Annotated in this window: 15 protein-coding genes; 7 read left to right on the forward strand and 8 right to left on the reverse strand. The window is 39.9% G+C overall.

Annotated features, from left to right (window positions below; translation table 11 throughout):
- Positions 1 to 71: 71 nt before the first annotated feature.
- Positions 72 to 3,356, reverse strand: a complete 3,285-nt coding sequence (locus tag KZP23_RS06575) for an ATP-binding protein (RefSeq protein WP_226335301.1) — start codon at positions 3,354 to 3,356, stop codon at positions 72 to 74.
- Between the two features lie 120 nt (positions 3,357 to 3,476).
- Positions 3,477 to 4,724: an aspartyl protease family protein gene (locus tag KZP23_RS06580; RefSeq protein ID WP_226335302.1), complete on the reverse strand. Its 1,248-nt coding sequence runs from the start codon at positions 4,722 to 4,724 to the stop codon at positions 3,477 to 3,479.
- Between the two features lie 223 nt (positions 4,725 to 4,947).
- Between KZP23_RS06580 and KZP23_RS06585 the strand changes: the two genes are divergently transcribed.
- A complete protein-coding gene (locus KZP23_RS06585) occupies positions 4,948 to 5,418 on the forward strand; it encodes a Fur family transcriptional regulator (RefSeq protein ID WP_226335303.1) in 471 nt (156 codons plus the stop codon).
- 418 nt (positions 5,419 to 5,836) lie between these two features.
- On the opposite strand, the gene KZP23_RS06590 is transcribed toward KZP23_RS06585, so the two are convergent.
- On the reverse strand, positions 5,837 to 7,615 hold the full coding sequence (locus KZP23_RS06590; protein ID WP_226335304.1) for a chloride channel protein: 1,779 nt from the start codon (positions 7,613 to 7,615) through the stop codon (positions 5,837 to 5,839).
- A 130-nt stretch (positions 7,616 to 7,745) separates the two neighbouring features.
- A complete protein-coding gene (gene mazG, locus KZP23_RS06595) occupies positions 7,746 to 8,546 on the reverse strand; it encodes a nucleoside triphosphate pyrophosphohydrolase (protein WP_226335305.1) in 801 nt (266 codons plus the stop codon).
- A gap of 75 nt (positions 8,547 to 8,621) precedes the next feature.
- Between mazG and KZP23_RS06600 the strand changes: the two genes are divergently transcribed.
- The 3 genes from KZP23_RS06600 to KZP23_RS06610 all read left to right on the forward strand — a co-directional run bounded on the left by KZP23_RS06600 (position 8,622) and on the right by KZP23_RS06610 (position 11,486).
- The gene (locus tag KZP23_RS06600; RefSeq protein WP_226335306.1) at positions 8,622 to 8,852 is read left to right on the forward strand and encodes a hypothetical protein; all 231 of its coding nucleotides are present in this window, start codon (positions 8,622 to 8,624) and stop codon (positions 8,850 to 8,852) included.
- 77 nt (positions 8,853 to 8,929) lie between these two features.
- On the forward strand, positions 8,930 to 10,321 hold the full coding sequence (gene glmM, locus KZP23_RS06605; RefSeq protein WP_226335307.1) for a phosphoglucosamine mutase: 1,392 nt from the start codon (positions 8,930 to 8,932) through the stop codon (positions 10,319 to 10,321).
- A gap of 22 nt (positions 10,322 to 10,343) precedes the next feature.
- Complete coding sequence (locus tag KZP23_RS06610) at positions 10,344 to 11,486, forward strand: cysteine desulfurase family protein (protein ID WP_226335308.1); 1,143 nt, start codon at positions 10,344 to 10,346, stop codon at positions 11,484 to 11,486.
- Between the two features lie 378 nt (positions 11,487 to 11,864).
- On the opposite strand, the gene KZP23_RS06615 is transcribed toward KZP23_RS06610, so the two are convergent.
- Entirely contained in the window at positions 11,865 to 12,821 is a 957-nt protein-coding gene (locus tag KZP23_RS06615; RefSeq protein ID WP_226335309.1) for a pyridoxal-phosphate dependent enzyme, read from the reverse strand.
- Between the two features lie 142 nt (positions 12,822 to 12,963).
- Here KZP23_RS06615 and KZP23_RS06620 point away from each other — a divergent pair, with 142 nt between their 5' ends.
- Both KZP23_RS06620 and KZP23_RS06625 read left to right on the forward strand, forming a co-directional pair.
- Positions 12,964 to 13,563, forward strand: a complete 600-nt coding sequence (locus KZP23_RS06620; protein ID WP_226335310.1) for a peptidoglycan DD-metalloendopeptidase family protein — start codon at positions 12,964 to 12,966, stop codon at positions 13,561 to 13,563.
- Positions 13,564 to 13,790: 227 nt separating this feature from the next.
- Entirely contained in the window at positions 13,791 to 14,636 is an 846-nt protein-coding gene (locus KZP23_RS06625; RefSeq protein ID WP_226335311.1) for a mechanosensitive ion channel family protein, read from the forward strand.
- A gap of 208 nt (positions 14,637 to 14,844) precedes the next feature.
- Here KZP23_RS06625 and KZP23_RS06630 read toward each other — a convergent pair whose 3' ends face one another.
- The 3 genes from KZP23_RS06630 to KZP23_RS06640 form a co-directional block, all read right to left on the reverse strand.
- Positions 14,845 to 15,921: a nickel-binding protein gene (locus KZP23_RS06630; RefSeq protein ID WP_262904785.1), complete on the reverse strand. Its 1,077-nt coding sequence runs from the start codon at positions 15,919 to 15,921 to the stop codon at positions 14,845 to 14,847.
- A 223-nt stretch (positions 15,922 to 16,144) separates the two neighbouring features.
- The gene (locus tag KZP23_RS06635) at positions 16,145 to 17,476 is read right to left on the reverse strand and encodes a Gfo/Idh/MocA family protein (RefSeq protein ID WP_226335312.1); all 1,332 of its coding nucleotides are present in this window, start codon (positions 17,474 to 17,476) and stop codon (positions 16,145 to 16,147) included.
- Positions 17,477 to 17,739: 263 nt separating this feature from the next.
- A complete protein-coding gene (locus KZP23_RS06640; protein WP_226335313.1) occupies positions 17,740 to 18,792 on the reverse strand; it encodes a phosphotransferase enzyme family protein in 1,053 nt (350 codons plus the stop codon).
- Positions 18,793 to 19,167: 375 nt separating this feature from the next.
- Between KZP23_RS06640 and KZP23_RS06645 the strand changes: the two genes are divergently transcribed.
- Entirely contained in the window at positions 19,168 to 20,949 is a 1,782-nt protein-coding gene (locus tag KZP23_RS06645; RefSeq protein WP_226335314.1) for a sodium:solute symporter family protein, read from the forward strand.
- Positions 20,950 to 21,066: the final 117 nt, after the last annotated feature.

A 21,066-nucleotide genomic window follows, 5' to 3' on the forward strand; every position in this document is an offset into this window, starting at 1 on the left:
TCTGTTACACGAATTTAGGTATAATCACGCAAAAGAAGCCCTAGGGTTCGGGAAAATTCCACAATAGACCATTAGGGGCTTTCAGTAACACTGATTTGTTTATCTGTTAGGATCAAGTTTTTAAGGGTTACTTTAAAACAAGTTCCCTTTCCTAGTTCGCTTTCCAAATGTATTTCCCCTTCGAGGGACCGTATCTGCTCCCTTACCAAATATAGGCCCAGGCCTTTGCCTTCAATATGAGAATGGAAACGCTGGTACAATCCAAAAATCCTGTCCTTATATTTCTCCAGATCGATACCAATTCCATTGTCTCTAAAAGTCAGGACAAACTGATCGTTGATCATCGATGAAGTAATCCAAATTTCTGGGCTGCGATCGGGATGACTGTACTTTATGGAATTGGTCATGAAATTCATTAGGATATTCTCTATATGGCTATGAATATAGTTGACCTTTTCGGCTTTGAAATCCTTATGTATAATTACCTTGGATTCTTTTAATTGCTTGAAAATGCTTTTTTCCAGATTGTTTATGAGATCATTCAGATAGATTTCTTCCACCTTCAGGATCTTCTGTTTTCGGAATGACACCACTTCTATCAAGTCTGTCAAGGTGGAATTCAAAATCGACACAGTTAATTTAAGGTTTTCAATAACCTCTATATTGTCAGGGCTATCTGGATGTTCTTCATCATATAGGTCCAGTAGGGAAGTGATATTTACAATCGGTGCTCTTAGGTTATGAGAAACGATATAAGCAAACCTTTGTAACTCATCATTATGGTTGGACAAGTCTTTAATGAGCCTTTCCCGTTCGATTTCAAATTTTTTGGATTCGGTAATATTCTGGGTGACCAACAAGATACGAAAGACCTCATTATTTTCATTTTTTAAGGGAACGCCTGTTTTCTTGTAAATCTGATCATTCAGGTTTACTTCATAAATAACCGTTTTTCCCATTAGGACCTCATCCAGCTGGCTCTTTGCATAGGCTGCAGTTACCTCGTCATACTTCTCTAAATGGTAGCTACCAATTAATTTTTGCGGATCTATTTTTAGTTTTTTATATTCATTTCCTTCTGTATAAATATACCGGAATTCCCTGTCCAACACATCTACAGTTCCTTTGGGAAAATTTTCTGCTACGCTTTGGTAGAGCTGTTTGGATTCTAATAATTTTTGTTCGTTTCTGATTCTCTGAAGGTCAGCGCCAATCCTGTCTCCTAAAACCGTCAGGATGTTTTTTATTCCTGTTCTATTGCTCAAAGGTTTGGTATCCATGATCAATAGAATTCCTATTTTTTCACCATTCTTATCATGAATTCCTGTAGAACAATAGGACTGGATATTCATTTCCTGGAGCATCAGATCCAAGGGAAAAAAATCACATACATGGTCATCATAAATGGTGATTTTATCATCACCGAGAAGGGAGCTTTCACAAGGGGTATTCGCCAGGGAATACTTGATATTAGGAACGAGCTTACCGGTTTCAGCCAAAGCCAAAGATTGGACACAATTAGTTTCTGGATAATACTCTCCAATAAGGCTAAAAGACATGCCCAGTTTCCTGGTAATGAGCTTGACGGTTTCATTAAAAAATTCCTTATCACTATACCTAGCAGAGATTTCAGCTACATCATTCATGATCAGCTGTGTATATTCCTTTTGGCTCAAATCTTCAAAGAAGGCCTGATATCCTTGTTCATATTCCATTTTCTCAACGGTAAGCCTTACGTAAAAGTGACTGTTGTCCAGCGTAGATACATATGGACCTTCATAATGTCCTTCACCAACTTTGAAGGCATCGAAGAAAGCTTGGTCTATGTCACCATTAGTGGCAAAATCCCGGATATTTTTTCCGATGATCAAGTTAGAATCATCGATATTTAGCTTTTTGAGCAAGGTTTTGTTAATGCTCTGAATCACCCCGTTTTGGTCGAAATTCATAATAGCCAAGGGGCTATTGTCAAATATGGATTGAAATTGCTCCAGGTGCTTTTTATTCCTTACTTCCACTTCACGATGGTAGGTGATATCCATCAAATAGCCTACGCGCATCTTGTTCTTTTCGGAAGGGTTAAATTTACTCGATGTGGAGAATATTGATTTGATCTGTCCCTCCAAGCTTATTATCCTAAAGTACTGTGCTGAATTATCCTGGTGTGTTGAAACTTGTCTGTTCTGTTCGATAACCTTGGGAAGGTCATCTGGGTGGATAAAATCCATAAGTGCCTTTTGTCCGCTCATTAAGTAATCAGGCCTGATTCCTAGTAGTTCATTGGCCCCTTCATTGGCAAAAACTATCTTCTGATTTCCATCAGGCTTTTGTTCAAAAAGATATACCATGCAGGGAATTTGCCCAGGGATATGCTGATCATTTTCAGCTGTTATATTACTGCTTAGTTCATCTATATCACTAATGTCTTCTATGATTTTGACTGCTAATTTTTTTGAGCTGCCCTGGTCCTCGAATATTCTAGTAGTTTCCTGCACATAAACGAATCCTTTTTCGGGGTGTTTGAGTCTGTAATAGGAAAAGACCGGTGCATTAACGGCTTCAAAAGGCCCTTCTTGAAAATACAGGTTCTCCAAATCTTCAGGTAAAATATAATTTTCCCAGTCTTTTTGGCTCAAAATATGAATAGGTTCTTCTGATGGGCCCAGCAAGGCGGAGATATTCCCATATGCCCTGAAATGATTGCTTGCTTCACGCTGCTCCAAGAACAAAGCAAATGGCCTTTCTTTTATAGTAAGGTCCAGTGAAACAGCATCTTTGTCAATTGAAATAAATTCCGCGTGAGATAATTGGATCAAGCTATATTGATTGCTTACGGAACAGATCGGGGCCTTAGTAATGGTAATCTGTGTATAGTCTAGCGGCTTATTGCTCTCATCTTCCAAAAATCCGTGTAAATCTTCCTGATCTATTTCAGCACTTAGCACTTGAAGGTGTCTTAGCAGTTCTTCGGTACTATTTATTGTACCATTAAAATCAATACTGGGGATTATTGACTTTGTTTCATGATCATAAATCCAAGCATCTTCACTATTAAAGTTGCTGTCTGAAGAAATCATGATATTTAATAAGTCTGAAGCTTCCTGATTGATGACATTTCCTTCAATGCTTACTTTATCAAAGCTGCCATCACCAATTAACCAATAGGTTTTGATGCTTTTTCCCAGAATTAATTGTTGATAGATAAATTCAAGGGCATTTATAGGCAGGGCAGGAAAATGTTTCCCAATATCCTCTGCAGACACTTTGGATTCACCTTGGATAAACCCTTCACTTATAAAAGCAATTTTGAAATGGTTAGTATTAAACCTAAGAGCGGTCAGTAAGCATGGTGCCATAGGTACTCTGTTGTGTGGAATATAAATATGCACTAAAAAAGGTATTTTAAATTTAGTTTATTTCGCTTGAAATTATAGAATAATCAATAAATATCTTTTACCTCGATATCATCCTGCTGTTTAAAGTTGTTTTTTGAGTACAATTGATTTTTCAAGTTCCACTAAGCTGCCCTTAATGTTTCTGATAATGGTAAATCGGATTTCCTTACCTTCTTCAGAACGCAATAAATCGTTTATTTCTGCTAATTCCCAATATTGTACGGGCAGAAGATTGATGGCCAGTATTTCATCTCCGGCCTTTATACGGGCTTTTGAAGCGGGTGTGTTTTCCCTTACGCTGCTGACATAATACCTGCCGTTTTCTGCATTTGTCATTCGGATTTTGAGTCCACTCATATCATAATTAAAAGGAGCATGGAAATCCGATCCTTTTTTAAAGTACATCTGCTCCCTTGGATAGTCAATGATGAGCTGCATCCTGGACAATAATTCTGATCCCAAACTCCCGAGCCTTCCTGATTCGATGATGATGGATGAAAACTCTGTTTCGTCTGGGTATGAGGTGATCACCTTTTTGAAATCTAGCTTGCCAATGGAATATTTCTCGATCCGTCCAGCATGGCCATATAAGTCCCCGCCCAAGGATCTTCCGAGATCTGTTTCAATATTATTGGGAGGAAGTACAATTTGGTCGGAGGTCTCCCTGTTCAGCAAAAGACCATGGTTAGCACCAGTGTCGATCAGGAAATTCCCTTTCAGGTTACCCCCTTCTATTTGATTGACCGTTCCCTCCACATAAGGTTTATAATTGTCAAATACCAAATCAGTTTTTCTGTAACCAAATGGCTTGTTCCGCATTTTATCGGGACGGTAAAAAGTCAGGTAGTTGACATCATAGTTTATTTTGACCGGATTATATTTAAAAAATTCATAGCCTATAATACCATGGATAGGAACACCGATTACTTTTTCCAGCTCTAAAAAGTCTTCTGTAAGGACAAGTATTGCCTGAATTGTTCCTTCAACCGGGCCAAGATCTATGGTGTTATTGGGGGAGACCATAGCGGTAAGCACTGTTTTTCCGTCTGCTCCCATCAGGTTGAGCGTTCGCGTGTAATATAGACCCAGTTCATCACCTAGAGTTTTGCTGAAAAGGATGTTGGATTTTACACCAGTGTCTAGCAAGAAATTCAATTCTTTCCCTTCATTGATGGAAACAGGGAGGATAATTAAATTGTTGTAGTTTTTGAAGGGTAAAAGTGTTTTCTTTTTATCCTCTTTCATATAAAAACCCGGCACTTGAGCCCAACTTTCCAGTGAGAAAAATAATATGATGGATATGGGAATTAAAAACTTCCTTAGGGTCATACATAACCAATTTAATATTATCTACCTAAAATAAAAAAATATTTAAAAGTCTCCACTACAGGTCATGAAGTCAATATTATCAAATCCAATCAAATAGCCAATTTTCTTCTTCTTATGCTAATTTAGATTGAAAGCAAATTAGAGGAGATCGTATGGAGATATAATCCCGCGTTTGATAAAATCTAAAAAATCCTGCATCTTTATTTTTTAGTAAAATGATATTATGGCAGAGCAGTCTATTTTAGAAAAAGCAAAGAAAATATTTGAGAACTTTTTGTTGAGACAAGGAAGTAGAAAAACTCCTGAGCGTTTTTCTGTTATTGACGAATTATATGCATTACCTCAAGACGAACATATTGATGTAGAGGGACTTTTTTTGTTGATGAGAAACAAAGGCTATTCTATTAGCCGGGCTACCATCTATAACACATTGGATCTTTTAGTGGAATGTGGTTTGGCCGTAAAACATCAATTTAAGGACAAAGTGGCACTTTATGAGCAAGCCCTTACTTATAAGCATCATGATCACCATGTCTGTAACCAATGCAGAAAGATCAGGGAATTTTCTGATGAGCGAATCAACGCTATCAAGGATGCTATGGGCAAGGAATTTTCTTCAGCTATAACCAGCCATTCTTTGGTACTTTATGGAGATTGTCAAATTCCTGATTGTAAAAATCTCAAGTTGGGTTAACCCCAATTTGCTGCCTCGATTATTTATTTAGATATCCATTCCTAATATTATTGGTATTAAATACTAGCGGTTATTTCATATACAGAAAAATGCAGTGAACGATTTTGCTGATATTTTATTCTGAATTATAAATATGAGTCTAGAAAAGTCTATGGTGAAAACCATAAAAAAGGAAGCATATAAATGAGCTAAAACAGCTAAAAACAAGCCCTAATTTTTAGCCGTTTTTTTATCCACAATTATCAATACTTATCCACATCACTAGTGAGATACTGTTTATGTGTTTGTTTATCAGCGATTTATGTGTTTTTCAGAAAAGCCGATTTGTGGATAAATGGCTGTAAATGAAATTATTACATTTTTTAGGCTTGTGATAAGCCGTGGATAACCTGCTTACAGAATATTATTTTCTGAGCAATTATTCTTGTTGCTGGCGAATAAGCCTGGTGCGGTAAGCATTGAAGATTCTAGACTTACTTATAAAACCTAAGTACCTTCCATTATCCACCACTGGCAGGTTCCAAGCACCAGATTTTTCGAATTTCCCCATTACTTCCCGCATGCCTTCAGCAGGTTGGATACTGTCGGGTGGACTGTGCATGATTTGACGGACCTGAACAGTTTCCTGTTTTTCTCTATCAAACATGATGTTTCGGATATCGTCCAGTGTGATGATGCCATTCAGCTGTCCTTCTCCATCAACTACCGGAAAAATATTCCGCTTCGAAAGTTTTACCAATCCACACAAATCCTTTAGGCTGGCGTCTGGGTGAATGGGCAGTAGGTCTTTTTCCATAATCCTACGGATGTCGATCAGGTCAAGGACCTGTTCATCCTTGGTTTCAGGGAGATGCTTTCCTTGTTCAACTAATTGGCTTCTATAAAGTGAGTTTTTATTGAAATAGCTGGCTGTGGCCATGGAAATGGCAGATACCAGCATTAGGGGCACAAATAACTCATAACCACCGGTGACCTCAGCTATGAGGAATATCGCAGATAGCGGTGCATGTTGCACTCCGCTCATCACCCCGCACATGGCTACTAGCGTAAAGTGGGCCACAGGTAGTGGGATATATCCTCCAAAAAAATTGCTCGAATAGGCAAAAAGGAAACCAGTTATCCCTCCTACATATAAAGATGGGGCAAAAATCCCTCCACTACCACCACTGCCTATGGTCAGTGCAGCGGCTACTGGTTTGGAGATGATAATTAATAATAAGTAGGCAAGGATAAAATAACTATTGTCAATTTCTGAAAAGAAAGGACTTCTGTCAAGTAATGTGGAGGGGTCTCCGGAAATCAATGAATTAAGTGTGTTATAGCCTTCTCCGTATATTGGAGGGAAGAAAAATATAAGCAATCCCAAGATTCCTCCACCATAGAGGATTTTTAACCAAGGGTTTCTAAATTTTTCCAGCATACTTTCGGTTTTCAGTACAGCACGATTGAAGTAAACTGAAACTATCCCTGTAACAGCCCCTAAAGCCAGATAAAATGGTGTGTGCGCAGCGATAAATTCATCGGTAATATTGAAGGAAAAAATCACATCATTTCCGATGAGCACCATAGTGGTCAGCGAACCCATCACCGATGCAATGAGCAGCGGAATAAAGGCGCCTACATTGACCTCCATTAGGATAACCTCAATAGCAAATATCACTCCTCCAATGGGAGAGCCAAATATGGCCGATATCCCACCCGCAGCTCCACAGCCTATAAGTATATTTCTTTTTTTTGAATTGAGGTGCATCAGGTTACCCGAATTGGAACCAATAGCAGCTCCTGTCACGACAATTGGAGCCTCCAATCCGACAGAGCCTCCAAGTCCTACGGTAAGGCAGGAGGTTACTACTCGGCTGTACATCTTTACCCGGGGAATCAGGCTGTTTTTCTTGGAGATATTGTATAAAATGTCCGGAATACCATGCCCTCCATAATCTTTTACAATATACTTGCCCACAAAATACGTCAGGAAAATCCCTATCATCGGGTAAAGAATAAAAAAGAAATTGGCGTATTCTATTTGAAGGGTTTCGAATAACCAATGTTGTATAAAGTGTACAGACTCTTTTAGAATTACTGCCGCCAGGCCTGTTAAAATGCCGATCACGCCACTAAGAAGAAGGACAAAATTCTTGGTGCTGATGTGTTTGAGCCTCCAGATTAGAAACCGGGTAATTATATCTGTTTTTGCCAAAACGGAAGATGCTTGTTAATCAATGTAAAATGCAGACAATATGGTTATTTGGCTTGTTTTCCGATAATTAGATCAAAAGTAAAAATAAATAGCGTCTCAAAAATTAAATGCCCCAATAAAATTAAACTTTTTATTGATTTTTGGCTTCATTCCAGAATTTATCCATTTCAGATAGGCTCATATCTTCCAGTTTCTTCCCGGCATCCCTAGCAGATCTTTCCAGGTACTGAAAGCGATGTATGAACTTTTTATTGGTTTTCTCCAGAGCTTCTTCAGGATTGATATCGATAAACCGAGCATAATTGATCAAAGAAAACAACAGGTCACCAAATTCACCAGTAGCCTTTTCCTTATCAATGGCCTTGTTTTCCGTTGCATCAAACTCAGATTTGAACTCCTGCATTTCCTCTTCCACTTTTTCCCAAACTTGGTCTTTTTCTTCCCAGTCGAAACCTACTCCCCTGGCCTTTTCCTGAATTCTCATGGCTTTGATGAGTGCTGGGAGAGACCTAGGGACACCTCCAAGTACACTTTTATTGCCCTTCTCTTTCAGCTTGATCTTTTCCCAATTTTGCTTTACGGCTTCCTCATCTTGTGCTTCAGTATCCCCATAGATATGAGGATGCCTTCTGATCAGTTTTTCACAAAGGCCGTGGATCACCGTGCTTATATCAAAAGACTTCTTTTCCGAACCGATTTTGGCATAGAAAACAATGTGAAGTAAAATATCTCCAAGCTCTTTTTTTACTTCTTCAAGGTCATTGTCCAAAATGGCATCTGAAAGTTCAAAAGTTTCTTCAATGGTCAGGTGCCTAAGGCTTTCGATGGTCTGTTTGCGGTCCCAAGGGCACTGTTCCCTGAGTTCATCCATAATGGTCAATAGCCGGTCAAAAGCTTCCAATTGTTGTTGGCGGGAGGAGAATTCAGACATGAGAAAAAGGGGAAACTATTCTTATTATGTGGACGTTTTCAAAGTATTACGTAAATTTGAGCAAATTAATTGGATATGACAACTGTATATTTGACTTTAGGTTTTGTGGCCTTGTTCTTCGTCTTGATGTCAGTGAGGCTGATATTTTTGAAAAACGGGCAATTCAAGGGAACCTGTGCTTCTCAAAACCCCTATCTGAACAAAGAAGGTGAGACTTGCAGCTATTGTGGTAAAAAAGTGGACAGCGAATCACAATGCGGTAATCCCGACTCTGAAGTCAATAAAGTTATGGCGAAATTCAAATAATCAACTATTAGTACCCCTTCCTGTTTCTGTTAGAAATTGGGATTTTTTCTTTAACCTATCAAATAAACACGCTATCAGTGACTTTAATTAAATCTATTTCCGGTATTCGAGGAACTATCGGAGGAAAAGCTGGGGAAGCTTTGACCCCCTTGGATGTGGTAAAATTCACTTCTGCTTATGGTGCTTGGATTTTAGAAAAAACCAATAATCCCAAAGTAGTAATAGGAAGAGATGCCAGGATATCAGGAGATATGATCTCCAAATTGGTAACTGCCACACTACAGGGATTGGGTATTCATGTGATTGACCTGGGGCTAAGTACCACACCTACGGTGGAATTTGCAGTCCCATTGGAAAAAGCAGGTGGTGGAATCATCCTTACAGCCAGCCATAACCCCATTCAGTGGAATGCCTTGAAGTTGCTCAATGACAAAGGAGAGTTTATTTCCGACCAGGATGGCAAGGAAGTACTTGAAAAAGCTGAAAAGGAAGATTTCAAATTTGCAGAAGTAAAAAAACTGGGCGCGTATACCTTGGTCGATGATTATTTGGACAGGCATATTGAACATGTGCTAAGTCTTGATCTGGTGGACCAAGAAGCTATTGCGGCCAGAAAATTCAGGGTGGTCATTGACTGTGTCAACTCCACTGGAGGTTTGGCATTGCCTAAATTATTGACGGCATTGGGCGTGGAGCATGTCGAAGAAATGTATTGTGAGCCTAATGGCCATTTCCCGCACAATCCTGAGCCATTACCAGAAAACTTAAGGGATATTTCAGGAAAATTGCATAATGGCAAATTTGACCTTGGGATCGTGGTGGACCCGGATGTGGACAGGCTAGCATTTTTAACAGAGGACGGTACACCATTTGGTGAAGAATATACCTTAGTGGCCGTTTCTGATTATGTGCTGTCCCAGACTCCTGGAAACACCGTGTCCAACTTGAGTTCTACCAGGGCCTTAAGAGATGTGACCGAAAAGCACAAAGGAGTCTATAATGCTGCTGCTGTAGGAGAGGTGAATGTAGTAAACAAAATGAAGGAGACCAATGCGGTGATCGGTGGCGAAGGTAATGGCGGAGTGATTTACCCTGCTTCCCATTATGGCCGGGATGCATTGGTAGGAATTGGCTTGTTCTTAACGCACTTGGCGAAGTTCGGAAAAACGGCCAGTAGGTTAAGAGCGAGTTATCCGAATTACTATATATCAAAAAATAAAATTGAGCTTACACCGGAAATTGATGTGGATTCGATTCTGGATGAGATTACCAGAAAATATAGTAAGCAACCTATCAACAATATTGATGGGGTAAAGATAGAGTTTGATAAAGAATGGGTTCACTTGCGTAAATCCAATACAGAACCTATTATCAGAATTTATTCTGAATCAGAAAGTCAGGCAACAGCCGAACATTTGGCCAATAAATTGATCCTTGATATCAAAGAGGTGATTTCGCTGGCCAAGTAATCAACCCAAGTATAAATAGAGAATGAAAGTTTATTTTGACAATGCAGCTACTACAGCCTTGGATGAAAAGGTGCTGGAGGCCATGTTGCCCTATATGACAGGGTACTATGGCAATCCATCATCGGTTCACTCGCATGGCCGGGAGGTTCGGACGGCGATCGAAAGGTCACGGAAAAAAGTGGCTGAATTACTTAATGTCAGCCCTGGAGAAATTTTCTTTACTTCAGGAGGGACCGAAGCAGACAATACGGCATTGGTATGTGCCATTGAAAGCTTTGGCATCAAAGAAGTATTAACTTCTCCAATAGAGCATCACGCTGTATTACACACGCTACAAATGTGTGAAAAAGCAGGGAAAATCAAGCTCTGCTATGCCAAACTGAGTGACAAGGGTGAAATCGACATGAACCATTTGACAGATTGGGTGAAGTCGCATCCCCAATCCATGGTTTCCATCATGCATGCCAATAATGAAATTGGCAATATCAATGATATACAGGCTATTGGAGAAATCTGTAGGGAGCATGAGGTCTTTTTCCATTCTGACACGGTGCAGACCATGGGGCACTATGTCCATGACTTAAAAAAATTGGCCGTTGATGCTATAGTGGCCGGGGGGCATAAGTTTCATGGCCCAAAAGGCTCAGGTTTTCTTTATTTGAACAAGAAAAAGAAGATTCGTCCGTTCATATATGGAGGAGCACAAGAACGAAATATGCGTGGTGGTACAGAAAATGTCTATGGCATAGTAGGAATCGCCAAGGCTTTGGAGTTGGCCTATGCAGAGATGGCCACACATCAAGCACAGATAGAAAGGGTGAAGTCGAGGTTCATTGAGCGCCTGAAGCAGGATATTCCCGGAGTGGAATTTAATGGGCTTTCTGCTGATATGGATAAGAGCCTTTATACGGTGTTAAATGTTAGCCTTCCTCCTTCAGAACAGAACAGCGGCATGTTGCTTTTCAACTTGGACTTAAGCGGTATTTCAGCCTCAGGAGGTTCTGCTTGTAGCAGCGGTGCAACAGTTGGGTCTCATGTACTGAGAGCATTGAATGCCAGTCCAGAAAGAGATGCTGTAAGGTTTTCCTTCAGTCGTTTTAATACCATAGAAGAAGTAGATTATACAGTAGATAAATTAAAAGAACTATATGGTGTAATAGCCTAATAGATTGAAAAAGTGAAGCAGTCTAAAACCGGTCTTTTGGCCGGTTTTTTTTGATTTAGACCCGCAATGCGATTTGCAAATTATTTAGAACCAAGCCGAAAAGCTGTGTGAAAACAGTCTGTTTAAGCTTCGATATGCGCTATTTATTAATCACAGATGGATAAAGAAGAACACGGATATGCTTAATTTATAATACATCTACTTTTCTTTTTTATCTGTGGATAATCATTGTCCTTAAGCCTATAGCCCAGCTTCAATTTCCATCCACTACCGAACTTTTCCCATTAATCCACATTTTTCCTGTACTGTAGCAGTTCCTGTACAGACTAGCTGAAATTTATACTTGAAATAGCTCCCCCAGAAATATTGTTTGATTCATTATCTAAAGGGTAATTTACTGACGTCTACATTTCCACCGGAAATGATAATACCTACATTTTTATCCTTGAATATTTCTTTATTGGCCAGTACTACTGCAAGGGCCACTGCACTGCTTGGTTCGATAACCAATTTCATTCTTTCGAATACCAAACGCATGGCAGCAATAATTTCTTCATCAGTGACGGTGAAAATATCCTTAACATATTTTGAGATCAGGATAAAGTTACGTTCTCCCAATGAGGTCAAAAGACCGTCTGCTATAGTATTGGGTTTTTCCATAGGGATAATGCGCTTGGCCTTGAAGCTTCTCTGGGCATCATCGGCTCCTTTGGGTTCTGCACCATATACAGGTGTTTTGGCCGAAAGAAAATGAGTGGCCAGAGCAGTTCCGGCAAGCAATCCACCACCTCCTACTGGCGCAACGATGGCATCAAAAGGAATTCCCTCGTCCCACATTTCTAATGCACAGGTAGCTTGTCCCTCGATTACATCCATATAATCGTAAGGGGGAATAAAAGCGGCGCCCGTTTCTTCCACTACTTTTTCCAAGGTTTTTTCCCTTGCTTTCAAATTGGGTTCGCATTCAATAATTTCTCCACCATAACTCTTTACGGCGGCCTTTTTGATGGCTGGGGCATTGGATGGCATCACAATGTATGCCTTTGTTCCTGTTTCGCTAGCGGCTCTTGACAGCGCAGCGGCATGGTTTCCACTACTGTGGGTAGCTACGCCATTTTGTCGAAGTTCAGGAGGAAGCTTAAGGATGGCGTTAGTGGCTCCGCGGGCTTTGAAGGCTCCCACTTTTTGCAGATTTTCACATTTAAAATACAGTTGACAACCAGCTATTTCATCAATAGCACTGCAGGTCATGATCGGCGTGCGATGGATATAAGCCATGATCCGTTGATAAGCCTGCTTAAGGTCAATGAGTTGTGGAAATCTAAATTGTTGCATGTAGGTTAAAGTTAACACTTTGCAGGCAAAATTTGTATCTTTCTGCAAATTATCCTACATGCAGCACCTTATTAAAAGATTAAGCGAAAGCCGTTATTTTCCGATAATGGGCCAACAATTGACTTCTCAAAACTCATTGAAAATGGATTTTACTGCGGCCAATGCCGATTTAAAAAGTCTGGATCTGAAGGATACGGCTAAATTCAGTGAATATGTCTTTGGGAAGCTAAGGCAGGAAGGGAAGGATTTTGGTTACGGGGGCTATATGGAGCCAAGGGCCATTTACCAAAGGAGCGAGGTTTTTGGAAAATCTGAGGGCGAGTTTAGAAATATCCATTTGGGAATTGATATATGGGCAAAGCCGGGACAACCCGTTTATGCACCCATGGAAGGCAAGGTACACAGTTTCAATGACAACGGTGCTTTCGGGAATTATGGTCCTGCCATTATTTTGGAACATCAGCTTTTTGGAGAGTTTTTTTATACGCTCTATGGTCATCTTGAGAGGGCAGATTTGGTAGGGCTGGAGAAGGGACAGCCTATTTCAGCCGGGCAGGCTTTTTGTCATATAGGTCCTTTCCCTGAAAATGGAGATTGGCCACCTCATTTGCATTTCCAGATGATTTTGGATCTAGAAGGTAATGAGGGAGACTACCCCGGAGTGTGTACGGCCAAGGATGTGGATAAATACAACAAGAATTGCCCAGATCCGACAATATTCATCTCATTGGATAATTTTTAAATCCAATCGTGCAATTATTTCACGGCTTCAATAAAAAAGGATAGCTTTGTTTAGCGATTGAAGGAAACAGAATCATTTGATTGGCCATTTTCAAAAGCGCTGACATTAATGATAGTCAGCGTTTATAATTTTCCATAAATGAACTAAATTAAGGGAGCTTTGGATATATTCAAGCATTGCCCGTTTCATTAAATAATTTAACACTATAAAATCAACCCTTTTTACTTATGGACATTAATGCAGAAACTTTACAGACCTTATATGATCAAGGAATAGAGCTCTTAATGAACATTGTTCCAAGTATTATTTATGCTATTCTTATCTTCATTGTGGGTAAGATTATCATCAATAAAATAATAAACTCCATGAAGGCGGTAATTGCCAAAAGGGAACCAGACCCTTCGCTTACCAACTTCTTAATGAGTCTTACCAGTGCATTATTATATGTACTGTTATTTTTGACCATTGCCTTTGTCCTGGGTATTCCAGTGACTTCCTTTGTGGCCATTTTAGGTGCTGCTGGTTTGGCGATTGGTCTAGCACTCCAAGGTTCTCTGGCCAATTTTGCCGGTGGGGTGTTGATACTATTGTTCAAGCCTTTCAAAGTGGACGATGTGATTGAAGCAAAGGGGCACTTGGGTGTGGTAGAATCCATTGATATTCTTTATACGAAGATGAAGACCTTTGACAATAAGGACATTATTATCCCAAATGGGGCATTGGCCAATTCCGACTTGATCAATATGTCCAATAAGCCTACCAGAAGATCTGAAATCAAGGTAGGTGTGGCCTATGGTACGGATCTAAAGAAAACCAGAAAAATCATGTTGGACGTTTTTGCGCAGGATAAAAGAATTCACCAAGATCCTGAGCCAGTGGTCTTCTTTACCAATTTCGGAGATAGTTCTTTGGATCTTGTAGCCAGAATTTGGTCAGATGCGGCAGACCTATGGCCTGTGTATTTTGATAATATGGAAAGAATCAAAGAAGCTTTTGAGGAAAACAATATTGAAATTCCTTTTCCCCAAAGAGATATCAACCATTATTATCCTGATGGAAAGCAAGAAGCTTGATAGGAATATTCTAAAGAAGAAGGACAGCTCAGCAGTTGTCCTTTTTTTGTGTCCTTTTTAGAGTGGTATTTTGAACCCGAAATATGCATTAGCTTATCTACGCCGCGGCGCACAAGTATTACGGACTGAAAATGCATAATCCGGGTTGAACTAGCCGTCTTTTTCCAAGCATCAGGTTGAGTTAAATATCAAAAAGTAAAGTTCAAGCTTAATGAGCCAATATATAGGATGGTTTATATCCAAATTTTTCAATGAAGCATTTGGTGAAGTAAGAGGGACTGCTGTATCCAACTTCCAAGGCCACTTGGGCAATGTTCTCTGTCTTTTGCAGCAGGAGTTTGCGTGCTTTTTCCAGCCGAAGATCCCTGAGGAAGATGATGGGAGGTCTTCCAGTAATAGAGGTGATTTTGCGGTATAGTTGTGGCCGGCTGATCCCTATGTGTTTGCAGAGTTTTGCAATGGTAAAACTTTGATCTGATAAATTTTGGTCTGATGTCGAGCAGACTTTGACGATAAAGCTTTCTTCCAAAGGAGAAATGATTTTGGTAGCTAAGGAGTCAAATTGATTCATTGATGTCAGGTGCTTGGAGACAGAGGAAGAAACAATGATTTGCTGATTATAGGCTATCCTGCTTAGGCATTGCGCATACTGAACGGTATATTTCAGGTAATCGGTATTTTCAGCCTTTCCGGCACAAAGCCCAATTTTAAATGAAACTGGCTGAAGGGAATGCTGGTTTGCTTTTGTGAGCTGTTTTTGAAGCTTCAGGGCACAATAAAATGCCTGATTGGCTTCACCAAACTGGGCAATAATGTCCTCGGCTCTAAAATTATTGAGGGCTTTGCTTTCTTGATGTTCTATTATTTCCCTGATGGTGTTACTGGCCCAGGAAGGTATCATGGGAGGGTCCCCTGCGCGTGTCAAATTTTGGATGGAACTTGGCCAAAGGTTAAGGGCAAGGATAAATCTATCTCCAAGATCAGGGGCTGCCTTCTTTTCTGCTTTAGGGTCATCAACTAGGAATGGTTGGATGCCCAGCATGTTTTTAAAGAAGCCTGTTTCAACTTCCTTGATGAAGAAGGTGAGCTGATTATGGGGAAAGGGACAGGACATTTCACAAGTAGCCTTGTCTGGGCCTTCTATCAAGCAAAAGACAGTACCACTTGCTTCATTGACCCAGAACTGATGGTATTTTACGCCAAAGTTCTTCAGTTTAGCTTCATCCTGGATGAGGCTGGTCTTTACATCCTCTGTGGTGATGTGGTCGAACTGATGAAAGTCCATAAACATCGGCATGGCTAAAAGTCTTTTATTAAATATAAGTATAAACACTAGTAAAAAGTGGAAATAGCCTATAATTGGGTTTGACTGAATCTTGAATGGATATTAATCGTCATTTTTTGTAAATGATAGGTTTTTAATAATTTTCCGGGCTAATAAGCCTATCTATTTAAACATGAAAAAAGGGGCCTTTTGAGCCCCTTTGATATATGATGTGTGGTGAGGATTAGAAATCCCTATAAGGGGCATCCAATAATTTATTGGCTTCTTCTTCTGCAAATCTTCCGGATGCTGCATCCCAGTGTAGTTTTTTATTTGGGAATCTACCTGCGATGGTTCCTAGCAGGATAGTTTCAGTCAGTCGGGCAGCATAGGAGAAAGGTGCGCTGGTTTCATCTTTTCCTAAACACGCATCCACAAATTGATGATAATGTTTATCACCTTCACTGTCATAATCACGAACTGGTTTTCCTATGTGCTCAGTTCCTGTAAGGTCCAATTCCTTATATTCACCATCCACGATCAGCTTTGGAAGCTGCATGAAGTGAGGCAGTAATAGTCTTCTTCCATCTTCTCCGATAAACATGGCTCCCTGTCCTGGAAGTTTGTCATCATTGGGCAATTTAAGGTCTTTATGTTTGTCAGGTGCTCCTGGGCCATCATACCATACCCATTTCAGTTTTTTAGTAGTATATGGTGTCTGTGGAAATTCATAAGTAACCTCATTGTTTTCAGGAAAGCCAAATCCTGTAGGCTTTCTACATTTATTTTTGATGGTCATGGGTACGTCAAGTTCCAAGGCATTATAAGGGGTATCAAAAATATGAACTCCCATATCACCCAAGGTACCGCAACCGTAGTCCAATAATTTTCTCCAATTGCCAGGATGGTATACCCCCTCTTTGTATGGTCTTTCTGCAGAAGTTCCCAGCCATAGGTTCCAGTCCAAGTTTTCTGGAACTGGGTCTTGACCTTCTGGTGCAGGTCCATCAAATCCCCAGTTTTTAGGAGACCAAGCCCTAACGGTTTTTACTTTTCCGATAATTCCTGACTGAATCAAATGGGTAGCCAATTTGTAGTCGTAGAAGGAGTGTACCTGAATGCCCATTTGGGTGATGATATTATGGTCTTCAGCATATTTTTTCATGGCCCTGGCCTCGGTAACATGGTGGGTCAATGGCTTCTGGCAGTATACTGGTTTGCCTTTTTCCATTGCCAGCATGGAAGCTGGAGCATGGGTATGGTCTGGTGTGGAAACTACAACGGCATCAATACTGTCCACCATTTCCTTCATCATTTCTCTATAGTCTTTATAGATTTTTGCATTTGGGTGCATGGCTTTGGCAGTGTCCAATGCTTTAGAGTCTACATCACATAGTGCAACTACATCTACAGAAGAATGGGAAGAGATGGACTTCAAATCTGCAATGCCCATGGCTCCTAAGCCAATATGTGCCGTTCTTAGTTTTTTGCTTTTACCCAAGGCCCAGGTGGATCCAGGTAACATGGATACAGCTGCTAATGCTGCTGTGTTTTTAAGAAATGCTCTTTTTTTCATGGGTACTGTGTTATTATGGTAAAGGCTATTTTGATTGAGTAAATAGACTTTTTACGTTATTAAGTTTAAGTTTATAAAAAAAATACACTATCTAAGCACTAATATATTAAAGTATTTGAATGAATACCAAGATGTTTCAAAACTTATTGCGTCTATTTCCTTTTATGGATGAATTGTTTTGAGATATTGAGATTTTCAAAATTCAATTTTGATCTATTGAAGCTGGCTTGTTGTTCATTAACGAAAAAAGAAAAAGAGGTTGTTTAAACCTCTTTCATCATTTGATCAATGTCCTCACGCTTGTTTTGTAGGGCTTTTAGTAATAAGGATTGGTTTTTGGCCCGGTGCAAATTATGTTCCGGATAGGCTATAGGATAATAGATGTTTCCGTTGAGGTAATCTGTCAGAAAGCGCAATCCCATAATGCAGGCCATCATTTCCCCTCCAAATGGCAGTGAATTTTTTTCCTCTGCTGTCAAATCACTGCCTAGGGCAGCCACAAAGCCTTTGAGCAGTGCTGCATATTTGTCCAGGTCTACATCTATTTTGTCCCAGTCCAAGGAAGCTTCTTCCTCTGTACAGCTGACTGTTCTTACCAAATCTCCAAAATCATAGAATATGTATCCGGGCATCACAGTGTCGAGATCGATGACCGCATTGATTTTTGAAAAGTTTTTGTCATAGATTACATTATTGATTTTGGTATCATTATGGGTCACACGGAGTGGCAGGTTCTCCTCATAATACTTGTATTTCCTCACCAGAAGTACTTGACGTTTGTAAAATTCTACCAGTTCCTGTGCTTCTGCATGCAGCTCCACTTTGGTTTCTTTTAGAGCGTTTTCAAACTGTCTATAGCGCAAGGAAAGATTATGAAAACCATCAATGACCTCTTCTAGCTCACTGGTATCTATGCCTATACAGGCTTTCACAAAACCCCCAAAGGCCTGGGCGGCCAAATAGGCTTGTTCGGTAGAGGAGACCTTATCGATACATTCTCCAGAGATAAAGGGGAAAAGCCTGTAGGCAGACTGGTCCAAGTCCGAAAAAAGGCTGCCTCTGACCGTCTTCATGGGTAATACCAAGTTGAAATCTAGTTGTTTACCTGTTAAATGTTGATTGACGATCTTAAGGTTTTTGGCGATTCTGTCAGGAAAGGGGAATACATTGGTATTAAAATTTTGAAGAATATATTGTTTTGCGTCACTGTTTACCAAATAAGTTTGATGGATATGTCCCGAACCATATTTCTTTACATCCGACACCGCTCCCGGCTGACCATAATCCACTAAAATATCATCAAAGACACTTTCCATACTTGCTTTACTGAAATGTTAAAAATATATTTTTTGATTGATGTATTATTTCCAATTATCGATAAAATTAATTCAAAAATCTTAAATCAAAAGAAATTGAAACATATTTTATATAAAAGCGAATGTAAAAATAAAAAATATAATAAATAATATATGTTTTCGATAAGATTTATTTTATTTGAAGGAAATTTATTTTGCCCCTTAAAATAGGGGTTTTTGAATTTCTTGAATTATTGAATACATTAGTGAAAATTATTTCAAAAGTCACTTTTATTAAGTGTAAAATTTTGTAAAACGAATTTTATTAGGTTGGAATAGTTTTCAGTGTCAATAGCATTCGGAATTAATACAGTTTAAAATTTACATTAGGATATTATGAACATTTCTCCAATTGATTGGGGCATTATTGCGGCCTTTTTCATCATTTCCTTGTTGATTGGTCTTTTTACCTCCAAGTCTGCAGGTAAAAGTGCCAAGGACTTCTTTCTTTCAGGAAGGAACATGCCTTGGTGGTTATTAGGTGTGTCTATGGTGGCGACTACATTTTCAGCCGATACCCCTAATTTGGTGACGGATATTGTGCGTGTGAATGGGGTGTCCGGCAACTGGGTCTGGTGGGCATTCCTTTTGACAGGAATGTTAACGGTATTCGTTTATGCCAAATTATGGAGGAGATCTGAAATCACCACAGACCTTGAATTTTATGAATTGAGATACAGTGGAAAAGGAGCGGCGTTTCTTAGAGGCTTTAGGGCCATCTATCTGGGTGTGTTTTTTAATATTGTGATCATGGCCACGGTTTCCCTTGCTGCCATTAAGATTGGCGGGGTGATGTTGGGTTTGACTCCTGTGCAGACCTTGTTGATCGCTTCCATCGTGACGGTAGTATATAGTTCTCTTGGTGGATTGAAGGGGGTATTGCTGACGGACTTTTTTCAGTTCTTTATTGCCATGGCCGGTGCGATCGGTGCGGCTTATTATATTCTTGATTTGCCTGAAATTGGTTCTTTGGAGAACTTGCTTTCCCATCCAAATGTGTCTGACAAGCTTTCCTTCTTCCCTGATTTTAATGATATGAACTTGGTGATTCCTTTGTTGATCATGCCGATAGCCATTCAGTGGTGGGCCACTTGGTATCCAGGTGCTGAGCCGGGAGGTGGGGGCTATATCGCCCAAAGGATGCTTTCTGCCAAAGATGAGAAAAATGCCATCGGTGCAACCCTGTTTTTTAACGTTGCGCACTATGCTCTGAGACCTTGGCCATGGATTATTATCGCATTGGCTTCTTTGGTGGTGTTCCCTCAGATCAGTGATATGCAAGAGGCCTTTCCTCATATGCCTGCTGATAAATTGGGTAATGATCTTGCTTATTCTGCCATGTTGACCTATTTGCCTACTGGTCTGATCGGTATAGTATTGGCTTCTTTGATTGCAGCGGTGATGTCTACTTTGTCTACACACCTTAACTGGGGATCATCTTATGTGGTTAACGATTTTTATCTAAGGTTTATAAAGCCTGATGCCAGTGATAAAGATTTGGTGATGGTAGGTAGGATTTCTACGGTAGTGTTGATGGGTTTTGCAGCTTTATTGGCCTTGGCCTTATCCAATGCTTTGGAGGCGTTTAATATCTTATTGCAAATCGGTGCAGGTACTGGTTTGATCTTTATCTTAAGATGGTTCTGGTGGAGAATCAATGCCTATACTGAAATATCTGCTATGATTATCTCATTTATTGTGGCGATTTTCTTTGAAACCATTAATCCTAAATTTGGTATCATCAGTATCCCTGAGGGAATGGAATACCTGAAATTACTTTATGGAGTGGGAATCACCACTGCTACATGGTTGACCGTTACTTTGCTGACTAAACCGGAGAAAGACGAGGTGTTGCTTTCTTTCTACCAAAAGGTAAAGCCGGCTGCATATGGATGGAGGAAGCTCTTGAATAGGTATCCTGAAGTAGAAGCAGAGCAGGGCCAACTTCCTTTTGAAATCGGGTTGATGTTGACGGGAACTATTGCGATCTATTCCGCTTTGTTTGCCATCGGCTTCTGGATATATGACAACGCCACTTCGGCTATGATCGCCACTGCTGTCAGTGCCATTGGATTTTTTATTCTGATCAAGAGTTGGAATAAGATCAAGTTATTCTAATCTATCAATATCTGACCCGCCCTAGAATAAGTCGATTTGTTGTCAACTTATTTTAGGACGAGACAAAATATAAAAAAGGCCCGCTTGGATCTCAAGCGGGCCTTTTTTATTGGCCTT

The sequence above is a fragment of the Echinicola marina genome, assembly GCF_020463795.1.
In the GTDB taxonomy this organism is placed as follows: Bacteria; Bacteroidota; Bacteroidia; order Cytophagales; family Cyclobacteriaceae; genus Echinicola; species Echinicola marina.

Coding starts and splice junctions, on each gene's coding strand:
- KZP23_RS06610 (WP_226335308.1), top strand. CDS start 10,344: ATGAAAGTTTATTTTGACAATGCAGCTACTACAGCCTTGGATGAAAAG.
- KZP23_RS06575 (WP_226335301.1), bottom strand. CDS start 3,356: ATGGCACCATGCTTACTGACCGCTCTTAGGTTTAATACTAACCATTTC.
- KZP23_RS06585 (WP_226335303.1), top strand. CDS start 4,948: ATGGCAGAGCAGTCTATTTTAGAAAAAGCAAAGAAAATATTTGAGAAC.
- KZP23_RS06635 (WP_226335312.1), bottom strand. CDS start 17,476: ATGAAAAAAAGAGCATTTCTTAAAAACACAGCAGCATTAGCAGCTGTA.
- KZP23_RS06615 (WP_226335309.1), bottom strand. CDS start 12,821: ATGCAACAATTTAGATTTCCACAACTCATTGACCTTAAGCAGGCTTAT.
- KZP23_RS06630 (WP_262904785.1), bottom strand. CDS start 15,921: ATGGACTTTCATCAGTTCGACCACATCACCACAGAGGATGTAAAGACC.
- KZP23_RS06600 (WP_226335306.1), top strand. CDS start 8,622: ATGACAACTGTATATTTGACTTTAGGTTTTGTGGCCTTGTTCTTCGTC.
- KZP23_RS06645 (WP_226335314.1), top strand. CDS start 19,168: ATGAACATTTCTCCAATTGATTGGGGCATTATTGCGGCCTTTTTCATC.
- mazG (WP_226335305.1), bottom strand. CDS start 8,546: ATGTCTGAATTCTCCTCCCGCCAACAACAATTGGAAGCTTTTGACCGG.
- KZP23_RS06580 (WP_226335302.1), bottom strand. CDS start 4,724: ATGACCCTAAGGAAGTTTTTAATTCCCATATCCATCATATTATTTTTC.
- KZP23_RS06640 (WP_226335313.1), bottom strand. CDS start 18,792: ATGGAAAGTGTCTTTGATGATATTTTAGTGGATTATGGTCAGCCGGGA.
- KZP23_RS06620 (WP_226335310.1), top strand. CDS start 12,964: ATGGATTTTACTGCGGCCAATGCCGATTTAAAAAGTCTGGATCTGAAG.
- KZP23_RS06625 (WP_226335311.1), top strand. CDS start 13,791: ATGGACATTAATGCAGAAACTTTACAGACCTTATATGATCAAGGAATA.